The following is a 15588-nucleotide window of genomic DNA, read 5'->3' as shown; positions in this document are numbered from 1 at the left end:
CGGGATCACTCCTCCGGAGGAGGGAGGAAACGGCCCCGGCGGAACGACTCCGGCGGCCCCGTCACGCCGCCGAGGTCGTGGCCCGGCGGGAGATCGTGGCCGGACGGCAGGTCCGGGGACTGCGGCGAGCCCGGGAACGGCGGGAAGCGGCTCGGCGACGTCCCGTCGGCCGGCTGGCCGCCGAACTCCGCGGGGCGCGCGTGCCGGGAGCCCCGCGGGACGCTGTTCGCCAGCCGTTCGAGCTCCAGCTTCGTCTCGTCGGCCTCGGCACGCGCGGCGTCGCGTTCGGAGATCATCGTGGCCAGGGCTCCGCGTAGCTGGTCGACCATCTGGGAGTGCTCGCGCGAGCGCAGCTGCTGTTCGAGCAGGCGTGACTGCTGCTGCTCCAGGTCCTTCCGTGCGGTCTCCAGCTCGGTGGCGAGGTGCTCGCCGGCCGCCAGGCGGGGCGCGGCGGACTCCAGTTCCATCCGCAGGGACTTCAGGTCCTCGGCGAGCGAGTCGCGCTCGGCGATGATCTCGTCGCGCTCTCCGCTCATCTCCTCGGCGTGGGCCCGTGCCTCCAGGGCCTGCCGGTCGGCCTCCGCGCACGCCTGTTCGGCGGCGGCGCGGGCCTTCTGGGCGATCTCCGCCGTGGTCCGCATCTTGTCCAGCTCGGACTCGGTGGCGCGCAGCTGCGTACGCGTCTCCTCCAGTGCCATCGACCGCCGGTGGGCCTCCTTGGCGTCCGCCAGCTCGCCGTGTGCGAGGTCCAGCGCCGAGGTGAGCTCCACGACCCGGCCCATCAGGCGGTCGCGCTCCTCCCTCAGGGCGGTGACGGCCTCGTTGGCGGCCTCGGCCGTACGGGTCGCCTGGTCGCCCATGTCGCGGGCCGTGTCGCGCTCGGTCCGGGCCGACTCCAGCTGCGCGGTCAGCTCGGCGGCCGAGACCTCGGCCGCCCGCAGCTGGTCCCGTACGCCGCCGAGCTGCGCGAACGCACCCTCGGACTCCAGGCGGGCCGCCTCACGCTCGCGATGCGCGTCGGCCAGGGCGGTGGCGGCCTCGGCCCGCGCCTCGGCCAGCCGGCGGTCGATGCCGGCCACGCTCAGCCCGGTCGTGAGGGAGATCGCCAGCAGCTCCGCGACGTCCTCGAGACGTTCGACCATGTCCCAGGTCCGCGCCACCTGACCGGCGAGGCCGGCCGTGTCCTGGTCGCGGCGTCTTCGCTCGGCCGCCGCCTGCGCGCACGCGCCGCCGTTGTCCGGGCAGTAGCGCATCGCGGGAGACGAGTCGCCCGGCTGATCGAGGGGGCGCCCGCAGTAGGCGCAGGGCCGGGTTCGGGGATCGGCGTCTTCGGGAATGTCTTCCGCGTCTCTCGTGGAGGGCGATTCGTCCTGCTCCGGCGGTGCTTCATCGCCGGCGGTGAGTACGGCGGAGCCGGGTACGGGTGCGTTCTCGTCCGTCAATCCGGACACGCTCATCCCCCCCTGGTATCGGGATGATCTGGACTGTCAGCCCAAAGACCGTATCTGGTTCCAGTCGTGCCGGGAGCCAACAACCGCAACGATTCAGGTACCGATCGCCCGAACCACCCAGCGGACCGCCGAACGCGGACCCGGGCGATGCCGCGCACAAAAAACAGAGTGGCGACCCGTACGCCCCGAATGCCGCCGTCGAGCCCGAGCGGGCAACGCCTTTCCTCCTTTGCCTGAATCCGCCATAACGCGGCGCCGCGGCACGGGACCGGCGACCGGCGGGTAACCACCCCAGGGCCGCCGGTTGCGGGCCGTCCGGCGGCCGGGCCGCCGACGTCCCCGCCGGGCGCGTCGCCCGCCCCCACCTCCCTCCAACGCGTCCAAAATGTCGCAATTTGAGCCTTTAAATACTGATTAATCCCCGCCTCTGTACGCTCTCAAAAAGCCGGACAGCACGGCAGCGCAAAATAATGGGCGACCCTTATAAAAGCGACGACTGGCAGCAACTCGGACGGGCGGCCCGGGGAATATGGCCACGTGAGGGTTATTGATCCCAGCCCCGGAGTAGGCGGGGCCACGTCCGGAGGAGGAACCGTGAACTACGGCGGGAAGATCAACGCGGATGCGCAGAAGTCCATCGACGCCTGCATCGAGGCCTACAGCTGTTGCGAGCAGACGATCGCGCACTGCCTGCAGCAGGGCAAACAGCACGTCGACATGACGATGATGGGCCCGCTCATGGACTGCGTCGACGTCGCACGTGCCTGCGCGGACATGATGATGCGCCAGTCTCCGCACGCGGTGGAGATGTCCGCCACGTGCGCTCGCGTGGCGGACATGTGCGCCGAAGCGTGCATGACGATGAACAGCGACCCGGTCATGAAGCGCTGTGCCGGGATCTGCCGGACGTGCGCCGAGGCGTGCCGGAGTCTGGCCGGCGTCCGGGCCTGACGACCCGTCCGGCCCCTGCTCATGACGGGCAGGGGCCGTACGGCCGATTTTCCGTACGCTGAGGCGTACGGCTTTCTCCCGTTATGCCGCTGAATCTCTTGAAATCCTTCGCAGCAGCTTACTAACCTCTCGCTCCGTGGCTCACGGCTCCCCCGACTCCCCCGACGCCCCCGATCCCCCCGACGACGTCCTCGCCGCCTTCTTGGGCGCGACCGGCCTGGCGCAGCGGATGCGCGCCGAACGGCCACGCGACGGCACGACCCTGTCGATGATCAGTGTGCTCAGCCACCTCGACCGCGAGGGGCACGCGACCGCAGGCCGCCTCGCCGACCTCCAGCGCTCCAAGCCGCAGACCCTCACCCGTACGCTCGCCGCCCTGGAGGAACGGGGCTGGATCGAGCGCGACGCCAGCGACGACGACCGGCGCAAGGTGCTGATCCGCCTGACCGAACGGGGCGCCGACCGGCTCACCGAGGACGTACGCGCCCGCGCGCGGTGGCTCGCCCGTGCCATGGAGTCGCTGTCGCCCACCGAACGCGAGGTCCTCCGCCTGGCCGGCACGCTCATGTCCGCCCTCGCGACCTGGCAGGACATCGACGCCGAGGAGGAACGTTGAGGTCATCGCCGCGCTATCGCGTCCTGCGCGCGTTCGCCGAGGCCGCCCCCGGCCTGCTGGCGGCCGCCCTGTGCTTCATGGTGGTCGAGGCGCTGCTGCCCAACCTCGTCCTCATCGCGATGGGCCGTACGGTCGGCGACATCCCGGCCGCGATCAGGTCCGGGCTCGGCTCGTCCGACGGGCACCGGATGCTCCTCCGGCTCGCCGTCGCCGGAGCCCTGTACGCGGTCTCCCTGCTGCGCGGGCCGGTCGAGGAGGCCCTGGGAGCCGTGGCGCAGGCGCGGATGGCCCTCGTGTCGCGGCGCCGGCTCATCGAGGCCGTGTCCACCCCGGCCGGCATCGCCCACCTGGAGGACCCGGCCGTACTCGACCGGCTGTCCTCGGCGCAGGGCGAGCTGATGAACTACGAGCCCTCGGGTGCCGCGATGACCCTCATCGGCCGGATCGGCGAGCGGATCTCGGGGTGCTGGCCTGCGTGGTGCTCGCGACGTTCCACTGGTGGCTGGGGCTCGGCGTCCTGGCGACCTGGCTCGTCGTACGGCGGCCGCTGCGGGACCTGGTCCGGTCACGGGTCGGCACCTTCCGGCGGGCGACCGAGGCGCTGCGGCGCAGCTGGTACTTCGCCGCCCTCACCTGGCGGCCCGGGCCCGCCAAGGAGGTCCGGGTGTTCGGCCTCGGCGACTGGCTCATCGGCAACCACCGGAGCCTGCACGAGGAGGCGATGGGCCCGTCGTGGGCAGAGGCGCGGCGGCTCAACCGCCGGATCGCGCTGCTCGGCCTGCTCGTGCTCGCCGCGTACTCCGCGAGCACCGCGACGCTCGGCTGGGCCGCGTACCACCACACGATCTCGCTCGGCACGCTCGTGGTGATGCTGACGATGCTGCCCGCGAGCATGCAGGCGGGCGGCGTGAACGCGACCGACTTCGCGCTGGAGGGCATGCTGTCCTCGGTGCCCGACCTGGACGCGCTGACGGCCTCGCTCGCCGCCACCGAGCCCGGCGGCGACGCGCCCGCCGCCGCGGGGCTGCCGGCGCGCGACGTCACCTTCGCGGCGGTGTCGTTCCGCTATCCCGGGACCGGCCACGACGTCCTGAGCGAGCTCGACCTCGTCCTGGAGGCCGGGCGGTCCACCGCGATCGTCGGCGTGAACGGCGCCGGGAAGACCACGCTCGTCACGCTGCTCGCACGCCTGCGCGACCCCACCGGCGGGAAGATCCTCATCGACGGCCGGCCGCTCACCGAGCTGCCCGCACGCGAGTGGCAGCGGCAGGTGGCCGTGGTCTACCAGGACTTCACGAGGTTCCCGCTGACCGCGCGCGAGAACGTCGCCCTCGACCTGCTCGGCGAGCCCGTGGACCCGGACGTGCTCGCGCGGGTGGCCGGCCGGGCCGGCGCGGCCGGCCTCGTCGCGGGGCTGGCCGACGGCTGGGACACGGTGCTGTCGGCGGAGTACGCGGGCGGGCAGGACCTGTCGGGCGGCCAGTGGCAGCGCGTGGCGCTCGCCCGCGCGCTGTACGCGGTCGAACGTGGCGCACGCCTCCTCGTCCTCGACGAGCCCACGGCGCAGCTCGACGTACGGGCCGAGGCGAGCTTCTACGAACGGTTCCTGGAGATCACCGAGGGAGTGACGAGTGTGGTGATATCGCACCGGTTCTCCACCGTACGGCGGGCCGACCGGATCGCGGTCCTCGACGGCGGCCGGATCACCGAGCTCGGCGCGCACGACGAACTGCTGCGGGCCGACGGGACGTACGCGGAGATGTTCCGGCTCCAGGTCGCCCGCTTCGCCGAGGGAGGCCGGCGATGAGGGGCCTGGTGGGGCCGGCCTGGCGTGCCGCGCCCGGAATGCTGGTCTGGGCGTTCGCCGCGACCACGGTGGCGGCGCTGGCGTCGGCGACGTTCCCGATCGGGTTCCACCTCATCGTGGACGGCGCGCTGGCCCACGACGAGGCACGCGTGGTGACCGGCGCGTGCGTGGTCGCGGTCCTGTTCTCGCTCTCGTGGACGCTCTCGACGATGTCGGCGAGCCGCAACTCCACGCTCACCGACCGGGTCAGCGAGTACCTCGTCCGGCGCATCGCCCGCCTCGTCACCGCGGTGCCCGGCCTCGAACACTTCGAGACCCCGGACCTGCTGAGCCGGATCGACCAGTTGCGCGAGGGCCGCCGTACGCTCGCGGGCGCGGCGCGGCAGCTCCTCAGCGGCTGGCAGGTGGTCATCCGCGGCGGGGCGATCATGATCCTGCTCGCGACCGTGTACCCGCCGGTCATGGTCGTCCCGCTCATCGCCCTGGCCCCGATGCTGGCCGACCGGCGGGCGAGCCGCATCCAGCAGCGGTCGGGCGACGACCTGGCCGCCGACCGCAGGCTCGCCGACCGGCTGTTCACACTGGCGACGACCGCCGGCACCGCCGCGGAACTCCGCACGTACGGGCTCACGGGCGCTCTGGCCGCCCGGCACACCGAGATCGCCGAGGGGATACGCGCGCGTTCGGTCCGCAGCGCGCTACGCGCTGCGGTCTGGGAGGGCCTCGGCCGGCTGTGCTACGCCGCCGGGTTCGTCGTCGTGATCATCGTGCTGGTGCTGCGGGCGGTCCACGGGCACGCCTCCCCCGGCCAGGTGGTCATGGCGGTGAGCCTGATGCGCCGCGCCCAGGTGCAGGTCTCCAGCGTCTCGGACACGGCGGGCTCGCTGTCCGCCGCGGTCCGTACGGCCAGGCGGTTGCGGTGGCTCGAGTCGTACGCCGCCGGCTCTGCTTCCGCCGCCGGACCGGCCCCGGACGCACTCCGTACGGGCATCCGGCTGGAGTCGGTCACCTTCGCCTATCCGGGCAGTGACGCCCCCGTGCTGCACGAGGTCGACCTGACCCTGCCGGCGGGTTCGACCGTGGCGATCGTCGGCGAGAACGGCGCGGGCAAGACGACCATGGCCAAGCTGCTGACCAGGATGTACGCCCCGAGCTCGGGCCGCGTACTGGCCGACGACACGGACCTGACCACGATGGCGCCCGACGCGTGGCGCTCGCGTACGACGGCGGTCTTCCAGGACTTCCTGCGCCCGAGCCTGACCGCCCGCGAGGTCGTGGGCGTGGGCGACCTGCCGCGGATCTCGGACGAGGCCGCCGTTTCCTCCGCCGTGACCCGCGCGGGAGCGGGCCGCGTCGTGGCCAAGCTGCCGGAGGGCCTCCGTACGCCGCTGGGACGGTGGTTCACGGGCGGCCACGAGCTGTCGGGAGGCCAGTGGCAGCGCCTGGCCCTGGCCCGCGGCTCGATGCGGCCCGCGCCGCTGCTGACCGTCCTGGACGAGCCGACGGCGAGCCTGGACCCGATGGCGGAGGCGAAACTGTTCGCCCGCTTCACGGAACTGTCCCGCGCGGGCCGCTCGTACGGCGGCGTGACATTGTTGATCTCCCACCGCTTCTCGACGGCCCGCATGGCCGACCTGATCGTGGTCCTGGAGAACGGCCGCGTGGCGGAGGCCGGCAGCCACGAGGCTCTCATGGCGGCCGACGGCACGTACGCCCAGCTGTTCACCCTCCAGGCCCGCGCCTATCTTGAGGAGAGCTGAGGGGCGTTCTCCCTCGCGGATGGAGCTTGGTTTGGCAGGCATACCACTGATCCCGGTAGTCTTTCCCGGTCGCCGGACGTCCGGCCGCACGGGCGCATAGCTCAGTGGTTAGAGCACTGGTCTTACAAACCAGGAGTCGCTGGTTCGAATCCAGCTGTGCCCACAGTGTCTTCCCGGGGGGCGACCCCCCGGAGCCCCCCGGTGTGGGGGCTCCGCCCCCACAGCCCCCCTGCGGGCCGGGGTCGGCGGATGGCTTCTTCTCAGCGGTGGTGCCGTCCAGAGTCATGCAGACTCTCGGCATCCGGCCTGCAGATCTGCGGGCGGACACTGTTCGCTCGGTGTCCGTTTGTCCCTGGCCGTACGCCTGATGGCGAGGAAGCCGTGCCGAATACGTGCTGAAGACAGGTCGGCCGAACGCGAGGTCGGGCTGAATGGCGGACGGCTCCGAGACGCCGACGGGGCCCTGCCGGGACCGAGCCGCGCCGACGACCGGGTCGCGCTGGGCACGTAGCTCGGCAAGGGTGACGCCGATGGCCGGACGAGGTACTGCCCCGGCGACCCGGTACACCCTACTCTCCTGTCGAGAGCCCGATCGCGACGATCTCGCGGCGGGTAACCGCGTCGGGGCGGTCCGGACGGATGTCGCGGGAGACACTCCGCAGCGGCGGCTTCTCGTACGGGTCAGCTCCAACGTAGGTCGTTTCGCAGTCGGAGAGGTCTGCGAAGCGCGGATCGCCTGGACGCGGCGACGCAGCTCGCTCTCATCGCGGATCGTGTCGGCGTGGTCGTGCTTCAGCAGGCACACGAATGCGGCGAAGGGGATGACGGCGGCCTCCGGTGCATTGTCGTCACCGAAGACGCCGCGGGGCTGGTGAGGGATCTCGGGCACGAACGTGCCGCGTTCGGTGCGCCTGGTGGTCACCGGGACGCCACTTCCGAGTCCGTGGAGGACCCGAGCGAGCCTCATTGAGCGAGGCTCCTGGAGGCTCTGGCGTTCGGCGGAAGATCGTATTAATTTCCGACATAGATGGACACACCAAAGTTAAGAACTTACGACGAGGCGACGTTCGATCGCGTACCCGTCGCCGCGTACCGCCGTGCGCGTGGCCCGCCGTGGGGCGCGGTTCGCCTGATCCCGCCCGGGTTCGCCACCTGCTCGAAGTGGCGTCACTCGCGGCTGCGAGCCGACCGTCTTGATCGAGCACGCACCCCTTGACCCCATCCGGTGTAGCGGAGGTGTCATCGCCTCCGCTCAGCTCTCCTGAGCCGAGGTTTCCATGAAATCGATGGTCGTGAACCATCGGGCCGCTAGGCCACTGCTGGTGGCGCTCGCCGCGGCGGCCGCGCTGGTCGTCCTCCCGGCCCCCGCGCACGCGGACGCGGACGCGGGTCAGCCTCTGCCGGTCACCGGCGGGCTTCCCCTGGTCGACACGACCGAGAGGATCGGGCCGGGGATCGACCTGCAGCACGTGCAGGCGCTCGACCAGAACGGCTGGTACAACGGGCGGTTCCTGACCGTGAACCTGTCCGACAGCGCGGTCAGCACGGACCTGCTGACCGCCGGACCCGTCGCGTCCGGCGGGCCGCTCAGCGAGGCCGCCGACAAGGCCGGCGCCGTCGCGGGCGTCAACGGCGACTTCTACGACCTGGGCAACTCCACCGCGGCGCACGGTGCCGAGATCCAGAACGGGAAGCTGCTCAAGACCTCCAACCTCGGCGGCCCGGAGGCCGCCCAGACGCAGCCGCACGTCGGCGTCAGCGAAGACGGTATCGCCCAGCTCGTGAACGCCACGGTCAGCGCGTCCGCGAACTTCTCGGGCACGGACCACAAGATCCTCACGGTCAACGCCGCGGACCCCGGACCCCACCCGGTACCCGCGGGCGGCATGGTCGCGTTCACGTCCGCGTGGGGCACCTACAGCCGCAACCGCCCGTTCATCGGCGTGGACGGCGACCTCGCCGAGGTCCTGGTCGAGAACGACAAGGTCGTCTCGGTCACGCCGAACGGTCCCGCGGGCTCGGGGACGATCCCGGATGACGGGTTCTACCTGGTCGGACGCGACGCCTCGGCGGCCGCGATCCGCGCGCTGCGGCCCGGTGACCCGGTGACGCTCAGCTGGGCGCTCGCCGACCCGGTCGCCAAGACGATGAAGTTCGCGCTCGGTCACGGCGGCACCGGTGAGGGCGTCATCGTCTCAGGCGGTAAGCCCCGCGCCGGCCTGGACAACACCGCGATCTCACCGCGTACCTCGTTCGGCTTCAAGGACGGCGGGCACACGCTCGTGCTCGGCGAATGGAACGGCCCGGGCGGCACCGGCTACGGCGGCGTCACGGTCGCCAAGATCGCCCATGACATGGTCGCAATGGGCGTGCAGACCGCGGTCGTCCTCGACAGCGGGGGCTCGAGCGAGATGGTCGCCCGCGCGCTCGGCGAGGGCTCCGTGAGCATTCGCAACACCCCGTCCGACGGCCAGGAACGGCACAACACGAACGGCGTGGGCATCTTCGTCTCCAAGGGCGACGGCAGGCTGCACCAGCTCCTCGTCGAACCCGCGCCGGGTGCCGCGGCGGCCGACGGCGGCGTGAAGGTCTTCCCGGGACTGCACCGTACGCTCGTCGCGGTGGGCATCGACGACCACCAGACGCCGGTGACGGTCGACCCGACGTCCGTACGGTGGTCCGGAGCCTCCGTCGAGGGCGGTGTTCTCAGGGCTCCGGACGGGCAGCGCGGCTCGATCGGCGTCAAGGCCGAGGTGGGTCACGAGCACGCGCGTGAGAAGGTCGCCGTCCTGGGCCCGCTCGACGGCGTCGAGCTGTCGTCGCAGCGCCTGTCGATCGCCGACGCGACGCCCGAGAACGCGGTCACCGTCTCGGTGACCGGCCGCGACGCCCAGGGTTACACCGCCCCGATCGACCCGCGGGACCTCTCGCTCGACTACGACCACAGCGTCGTCTCCATCCAGCCGGCCGACGGGCGACTGAAGGTCACTCCGCTCACCGACGCGGGCACGATCCTCAAGGTCTCGGCCGGAGGGAAGTCGGTCCAGCTCCCGATCACGGTCGGCGTTCAGACCAAGACGGTCTATGACTTCGACGACGACGTGCTCGCCCGCTGGCACAACAACAGCACCGCCGCCACCACCTTCTCGACCGACCCCGACGGCCTGCGGATCGACTTCAACGCGATGCGCAACGTCGGCATCGCGGCGACGTCGGCGGCCCGGCGCGTCCCGGTGCCCGGTCAGCCGCTGCGCCTGCGGGTGCGGATCAAGTCCAGCATCAGCGTGCCGAACGGCCTGACCTACCTGCTCTTCTACGACGCGAACGGCAAGAGCACCGGCGTCTACGGCACCGGCCTGAACGCGAGCGACGACTGGCAGAACGCGACGTTCACGCTGCCGGCCAACACCGCGTTCCCGATCACGATCAACAGCTTCCAGGGCATCAACACGAGCATCACCCAGCAAAAGCCCGGCACGTTCGTCCTGGACCGCATCGAGGCCGACATCCCGACCTCGATCGACCTGCCCGCCCAGCCCGACCTGCGGCCCGATCCGCTCATCTCCGACGACGGTTCGCTGCTGTCGGGCCACGACACGTGGCGGTTCGCCACGCTGTCGGACGTGCAGTTCACCGCCGACAACCCGGCGCTGACCCAGGTCGCGACGACCGCCATCAGGCGGATCCGCCAGACCAGGCCGGACCTGCTCGTGCTCAACGGTGACGTCACCGACCGCGGCCTGCCGCAGGACCTCGCGCTGGCCCGCCAGGTGCTCACCGACGCCGGTTGCGACCTCATCCCGGTCGGCGAGGAGCCGCCGGCGAACAGCACGCCGGACCCGGAGACCGGCACGATCCCCTGCTACTACGTGCCGGGCAACCACGAGTCGTACGGTCTCAACAACACCCAGTCCGACCTGACCAACTTCACCAACGAGTTCGGCCGGCCGTACCGGACGTTCGACCACAAGGACACGCGGTTCATCCTGCTGGCCAGTTCCCTCGGGTCGCTGCGCGGCACGACGTGGGACCAGCTGCCGATGTTGCAGAAGGCGCTCGACGACGCCAGGAACGACAGGTCGGTGCACAACGTGATGGTGTTCGCCCACCACCCGGTGGACGACCCCGCCGAGACGAAGTCCAGCCAGCTCGGCGACCGTGACGAGGCCGCGCTCATCGAGAACATGCTCACGAACTTCCGTGACTCCACGGGCAAGGGCGCCGCCATGGTCGGATCCCACGCCCAGATCGCCAACGTCCACCGCGTCGAAGGTGTCCCGTACACGGTGCTGCCGTCCTCCGGCAAGGACCCGTACGGCACGCCGGACCGCGGCGGTTTCACCGGCTGGGTCGACTGGTCGGTCGACCCGAAGGCGAACGCGGACCGGCAGTGGCTCGAGGCCGACGTACGCGCCTTCGCACAGGGCATCACGCTCAACACGCCGGACTCGGTTCAGGCCGGCAGGACCGCACAGCTATCGGGCAGCATCGTCCAGCCCCAGGGCGTGTCCACGGGCACGCGTGTCGTGCCGCTGCGCTATCCGATGTCGGTCCACTGGAGCGGCTCGCCCAACCTGGCGATCGGCAGCGGCAAGGACGCCATCGACAGGGCCCGCAGGTCACGCAGGTTCGCCGCGATCCTCGACCCGCGGACCCGGACGCTCACCGCGCTGCGTACGGGCTCGGTCACCGTGTCGGTCACCAACGACTCGATGCGCGCCTACACCGACGACGGCTCGCTCGCACCGATCACGACCTCGAAGACCATCCAGATCATGCGGTGACCGTCGCCGTGGCGGTCTCCCTCCTCTGCGAGCCGGGGGTCGGCGGATCGCTTCACCTCAGCGGCGGTGCCGTCCTACCGGGCGGTGCCGCCGCTGCCGACCAGGAGTCCTGCCCCATCGAAGAGCCACTGATCGGGGATGGCGTCACCCGGGGCATCGTGCGGATCGGCGACACCGTCCGCCGCCCGGTCAGGCCGTTCACCGCCACCGTCCAGGCTTACCTCAGGCACCTGCACCAGGCCGGGTTCTCAGCCGCGCCAGTACCTTTCGGCATCGACGGACAAGGCAGGGAGGTGCTGTCCTTCGTTCCCGGCGATGCTCCACGAGAACCCTTGCCGCCGGAGGCGACAGGCGAGGATGTCCTCATCGCGCTCGCCGGGCTCATCCGCCGGCTGCACGATGCCGCGCAGGGCTGGACCCCGCCCGCGGACGCGGCCTGGGGAGGCGTTCCCGGGGCCGAGACGGTACGAATTTCGCCCGTCGATGGCGAGGCCGAGTTGGTCGGCCATCGTGACTACTGCCCCGGCAACGTCGTCTTCCGGGACGGGCTCCCCGCCGCCCTCATCGACTTCGACCTCGCCAAACCCACCACCAGGCTCTACGACATCGCGAACGCTCTGTACTGGTGGGCGCCGTTGCTGCACCCGGCGGACGCGCGCCCTCCCTCGCCGACGCCGACATCCCCCACCGCGCCGCGGTCTTCGCCGACGCCTACGGCATGACCGGACGGCAGCGCCGCGACCTGGTGCCCCTGGCGACGCGGATGGTCCATCGGTTCCGCCTCACCACTCGCGCCGCGGCCGACGCCGATCCGGTGTTCCGACGCCTCTGGGAAAACGGCGTGAAGGACCGGATGCCCCGGGCCGAGACCTGGCTCCGGCGACACGGCCCGGCGATCGCCTCTCGGCTCACCGGCGGATGAGCGCCGCACCAAGTCCCGCACGCCTCTGAGTGAGTGATCCGCGCCACGACCATTCGGGACCTGGGGAACGCACTTCCGGCCGGGGCGACTGCACGCGGTGACCAGGTCGGTAGCTTGGTTTCAGGAGTCCTGCCCACGCGGCCGAGGTGTGGCCCGCCGCCGTCATCCGTGAAGGAGTTTCGCCGATGAGGACCGTCACGCACTGGATCGGTGGCAAGCCGTTCGGAGACGCCTCGAGCCCCTCTGGCACCTGGGGTCCGGTGACCGACCCCGCGACCGGGGAGGTCACCACGCGGGTGGCGCTGGCCGGGGCCGAGGAGGCCGGTGCCGCGGTCGCGGCGGCCAAGGCGGCCTACGCCACCTGGCGTACGTCCCCGCTCACTCGGCGGATCGCGATCCTCTTCCGTTACCGCGCCCTGCTGGACGCCCGGCGCGACGACATCGCCGCGCTGATCACGGCCGAGCAGGGCAAGGTCCACGCCGACGCGCTGGCCGAGGTGGGCCGGGGGCTGGAGATCGTCGAGCTCGCCTGCGGGCTCGGCATGGCGCTCAAGGGTGACACCTCGACCGAGGTGTCCAGCCGGGTCGACGTGGCGTCGATCCGCCAGCCGCTCGGTGTGGTCGTCGGCGTCTCACCGTTCAACTTTCCCGCGATGATCAGCATGTGGATGTTCCCCATGGCGATCGCCTGCGGGAACACCTTCATCCACAAGCCGAGCAGCAAGGCCCCGTCCGCGTCGATTCTTCTCGCGGAACTCGCGGCCGAGGCCGGCGTGCCCGACGGTGTGCTCAACATCCTGCACGGCGACGAGGTCGCGGTGAACGCGCTGCTCGACCATCCGGACGTGGCGGCCGTGTCGTTCGTGGGCTCCACGCCGGTCGCCCGCCACGTCTACGGCAGGGCGTCCGCGAGCGGCAAGCGCGTCCAGGCCCTCGGCGGCGCGAAGAACCACATGCTGGTGCTGCCCGACGCCGACCTCGACGCGGCGGCCGACGCCGCCGTGGCCGCCGCCTACGGCTCCGCGGGCCAGCGCTGCATGGCGATCTCCGTGGTGGTCGCGGTCGGCGCTGCGGGCGACGCCCTCGTGTCCCGGATCACCGAGCGCGCCGCGAAGATCAAGATCGGCCCGGGCAGCGACCCTGCGTCCGAGATGGGCCCGCTCGTCACCAGGGCGCACCGCGACGAGGTCGCGGACTACGTCGCGGGCGCGGCCGCCCAGGGAGCCGACGTGGTACTCGACGGCAGGGGCTTCACCGTCGAGGGCCTGGAGAACGGCCACTGGATGGGCATGTCACTCCTCGACAAGGTCCGTACGGACTCGGACGCCTACCGGAACGAGATCTTCGGTCCCGTCCTGTGCGTGGTCCGCGCGGAGACCTACGAGGAGGCCGTGGAGATCGTCAACGGCTGCCCGTACGGCAACGCCAGTGCGATCTTCACCCGCGACGGCGCCGCGGCCCGCCGCTTCCAGTTGGAGGTCGAGACCGGCATGGTCGGCGTGAACGTGCCGATGCCGGTACCGGCGGGCTACCACTCCTTCGGCGGCTGGAAGGATTCGGCCTTCGGTGACCACCGCATGTACGGCAGCGAGGCCGTGCACTTCTACACACGCGGCAAGGTCATCACGAGCCTCTGGCCGGACCCGGCCGAGACGGTGACGGGCGTCCCCGCATCCCGCTGACCACCGCAGAGCCGCACGCGGCCGCATCGCGGTGCCGGTCCGGCCGCGGCGGTCAGCGCTGCGTGCGACCCGGCGGAGGACGGTGGGCCGTGGAGCCGATCGGCCGTCCGTCCGTCCGCCGGTCAGGTCCTCACTGCTCCGCGCGGTCAAGAGCGGCGATCTCGGTCACGGCTCCGGCGATGGACCGGAAGTCCTTCTTGAGGATCGCACCGTGGTTGCTGGCGACCTTCGCGCCGATCTTGATGTTCGGGTTGCGGGCGGTCACCGCGTCGAGGCCGCTGCGGATCTGCTCCTGCTCGTCGCCGCGGCTTCCCAGGGAGGTCCCCGACGCGACCACGTACCGGACCGGCACGGTGATGTCGTCCAGCACGGGACCCAGTTCGCTTTCGCGGGAGAGCCGGCCGAGCTCGATGTTGCTGTCCGCCTGCTGCTCGGCGGTCATCCGCGGGGCCAGGCCCGTCGGGCGGAGCAGTGGCAGGAACCAGCTCATCCGCCGGAACAGCTTCCGGATCCGCCGTTCCATGGCCTCGTCGAGCCAGTCGTAGGGAAACGCGCCGTCGACCAGGACCACGCCCAGGGTACGGCCGGGGTTCCGGCCGGCCCAGTGCGCCGCGACGACGGCTCCGTAGGACCAGCCCACCACGAGCGCCCGGTCCACTCCTCGGGCCGCGAGAACGGCGTCGACGTCCCGTACGGCGACCTCGAAGGAGTAGTCCGCCGAGCGCTTCGACTTCCCGCGGGCCCGCTCGTCGTAGGTGATGTGCCGCCAGTCCGTCCCGAGCTCGGTGATGACCCGCCGCCAGTACCCCTGAGTGGCGAACTGGCCGTTGAGGTAGACCACCGGGATGCCGGAACCGCCGGTGTCGGTGACCGCGAGGGCCGTGTCGTCGACCGGGACCATGCCGGTCCACTTGGTGTTCGTCATGGTGGTGCTCCTCAGAGGCTGCGGGCGGCGATGTCGCCGTGGGAGGTGGTGGCGTGGATGTCGAGTTCGGTGGTGCCGTTGTTCTTGAGGGCGTTGGTGACGCGGCCGTGGCCGGTGGAGGCGTCGAGGGAGGCCGAGACGCCGGATGCCGCGCCGACGGAGATGTCGCCGGATCGGGTGCGGAGCGCGAGCGTGCCGTGTGCGGCTTCGGTGATGCGGATGTGGCCTCGTGCGGTGGTGATCTGGGCGGGGCCGTTCAGGTGGCCGATCTCGATGTCGGCGTCGGTGGCGGTGAGGTGGGCGCTTGTGGTCTCGTCGAGTTTGATCTGGCGGTAGGCGCCTTCGAAGGTGACGTCGCCGAGTCGTCCGACGCCGCGGAGTTCGGTGGCGGCGGCCGTGGCCTGGACGTGGGATCCGGCGGGCAGCTGGACCGTCACCTCGACGGAACCGGAGGAGCCGAGGTGGGTGGTCTTCGCCGGGACCGTGATCCGCAGGACGCCGTCGGTGTAGGTGACCTCGGTCCGCTCCGCCGCTTTCACGTCACGGCCTTTGGAGGCGTCGGCGGGCAGGACCTCGATCGTGGTGTCGGGCCGGTCGGCGGCGATGAACCGCACGCGCCCGGCGGGGACGTTCACGACGGTGGTGATCGGGGTGGGGGTGTCGAACTTTCGCATCGCGCTTCTCCTTGAC

12 protein-coding genes and 1 tRNA gene are annotated in these 15588 nt (G+C 71.3%); 9 read left to right on the top strand and 4 right to left on the bottom strand.

What is annotated here, in order from left to right; translation table 11 throughout:
* Positions 1–5: 5 nt before the first annotated feature.
* A complete protein-coding gene (locus QWU11_RS20490) occupies positions 6–1451 on the bottom strand; it encodes a hypothetical protein (protein WP_290115628.1) in 1446 nt (481 codons plus the stop codon).
* A gap of 594 nt (positions 1452–2045) precedes the next feature.
* On the opposite strand from QWU11_RS20490, the gene QWU11_RS20485 reads away from it, so the two are divergent.
* Positions 2046–2402 (top strand): four-helix bundle copper-binding protein, encoded by a 357-nt coding sequence (locus QWU11_RS20485; protein ID WP_290115622.1) that lies wholly within the window; start codon positions 2046–2048, stop codon positions 2400–2402.
* A gap of 136 nt (positions 2403–2538) precedes the next feature.
* Positions 2539–3018 carry a MarR family transcriptional regulator gene (locus QWU11_RS20480; protein ID WP_290115621.1) on the top strand — a complete coding sequence of 160 codons (480 nt, stop codon included), beginning with the start codon at positions 2539–2541 and terminating at the stop codon, positions 3016–3018.
* A 2-nt stretch (positions 3019–3020) separates the two neighbouring features.
* Here QWU11_RS20480 and QWU11_RS20475 read toward each other — a convergent pair whose 3' ends face one another.
* Complete coding sequence (locus QWU11_RS20475; protein WP_290115620.1) at positions 3021–3365, bottom strand: hypothetical protein; 345 nt, start codon at positions 3363–3365, stop codon at positions 3021–3023.
* Between the two features lie 116 nt (positions 3366–3481).
* Here QWU11_RS20475 and QWU11_RS20470 point away from each other — a divergent pair, with 116 nt between their 5' ends.
* From QWU11_RS20470 to QWU11_RS20440, 7 genes are all read left to right on the top strand, one after another.
* Complete coding sequence (locus QWU11_RS20470; RefSeq protein WP_290115619.1) at positions 3482–4825, top strand: ATP-binding cassette domain-containing protein; 1344 nt, start codon at positions 3482–3484, stop codon at positions 4823–4825.
* A complete protein-coding gene (locus tag QWU11_RS20465) occupies positions 4822–6585 on the top strand; it encodes an ABC transporter ATP-binding protein (RefSeq protein ID WP_290115618.1) in 1764 nt (587 codons plus the stop codon). Before QWU11_RS20470 ends, QWU11_RS20465 begins: the two co-directional genes overlap by 4 nt.
* Positions 6586–6675: 90 nt before the next feature.
* Positions 6676–6748 (top strand) — tRNA-Val (locus QWU11_RS20460).
* Between the two features lie 1123 nt (positions 6749–7871).
* Positions 7872–11369 carry a phosphodiester glycosidase family protein gene (locus QWU11_RS20455; RefSeq protein WP_290115617.1) on the top strand — a complete coding sequence of 1166 codons (3498 nt, stop codon included), beginning with the start codon at positions 7872–7874 and terminating at the stop codon, positions 11367–11369.
* Complete coding sequence (locus QWU11_RS20450; protein ID WP_290115616.1) at positions 11366–12091, top strand: aminoglycoside phosphotransferase family protein; 726 nt, start codon at positions 11366–11368, stop codon at positions 12089–12091. Before QWU11_RS20455 ends, QWU11_RS20450 begins: the two co-directional genes overlap by 4 nt.
* The gene (locus QWU11_RS20445) at positions 12088–12291 is read left to right on the top strand and encodes a hypothetical protein (RefSeq protein ID WP_290115615.1); all 204 of its coding nucleotides are present in this window, start codon (positions 12088–12090) and stop codon (positions 12289–12291) included. Before QWU11_RS20450 ends, QWU11_RS20445 begins: the two co-directional genes overlap by 4 nt.
* A 185-nt stretch (positions 12292–12476) precedes the next feature.
* Complete coding sequence (locus QWU11_RS20440; protein ID WP_290115614.1) at positions 12477–13973, top strand: CoA-acylating methylmalonate-semialdehyde dehydrogenase; 1497 nt, start codon at positions 12477–12479, stop codon at positions 13971–13973.
* Between the two features lie 130 nt (positions 13974–14103).
* On the opposite strand, the gene QWU11_RS20435 is transcribed toward QWU11_RS20440, so the two are convergent.
* Both QWU11_RS20435 and QWU11_RS20430 read right to left on the bottom strand, forming a co-directional pair.
* Positions 14104–14898 (bottom strand): alpha/beta hydrolase, encoded by a 795-nt coding sequence (locus QWU11_RS20435; RefSeq protein WP_290115613.1) that lies wholly within the window; start codon positions 14896–14898, stop codon positions 14104–14106.
* Positions 14899–14909: 11 nt separating this feature from the next.
* Positions 14910–15572 (bottom strand): DUF4097 family beta strand repeat-containing protein, encoded by a 663-nt coding sequence (locus QWU11_RS20430; RefSeq protein WP_290115612.1) that lies wholly within the window; start codon positions 15570–15572, stop codon positions 14910–14912.
* Positions 15573–15588: the final 16 nt, after the last annotated feature.

It is taken from the genome of Actinomadura sp. DC4, from assembly GCF_030406325.1.
Classification (GTDB): domain Bacteria; phylum Actinomycetota; class Actinomycetes; order Streptosporangiales; family Streptosporangiaceae; genus Actinoallomurus.
The sequence above is the reverse complement of the archived record's forward strand: the minus strand, read 5'-3'. Positions and strand labels throughout refer to the sequence as shown.

Bases quoted from the DNA above. Each gene is read 5' to 3' on its own strand.
- QWU11_RS20430 (WP_290115612.1), bottom strand. From the start codon at position 15,572: ATGCGAAAGTTCGACACCCCCACCCCGATCACCACCGTCGTGAACGTC.
- QWU11_RS20435 (WP_290115613.1), bottom strand. From the start codon at position 14,898: ATGACGAACACCAAGTGGACCGGCATGGTCCCGGTCGACGACACGGCC.
- QWU11_RS20465 (WP_290115618.1), top strand. From the start codon at position 4,822: ATGAGGGGCCTGGTGGGGCCGGCCTGGCGTGCCGCGCCCGGAATGCTG.
- QWU11_RS20445 (WP_290115615.1), top strand. From the start codon at position 12,088: ATGACCGGACGGCAGCGCCGCGACCTGGTGCCCCTGGCGACGCGGATG.
- QWU11_RS20455 (WP_290115617.1), top strand. From the start codon at position 7,872: ATGGTCGTGAACCATCGGGCCGCTAGGCCACTGCTGGTGGCGCTCGCC.
- QWU11_RS20440 (WP_290115614.1), top strand. From the start codon at position 12,477: ATGAGGACCGTCACGCACTGGATCGGTGGCAAGCCGTTCGGAGACGCC.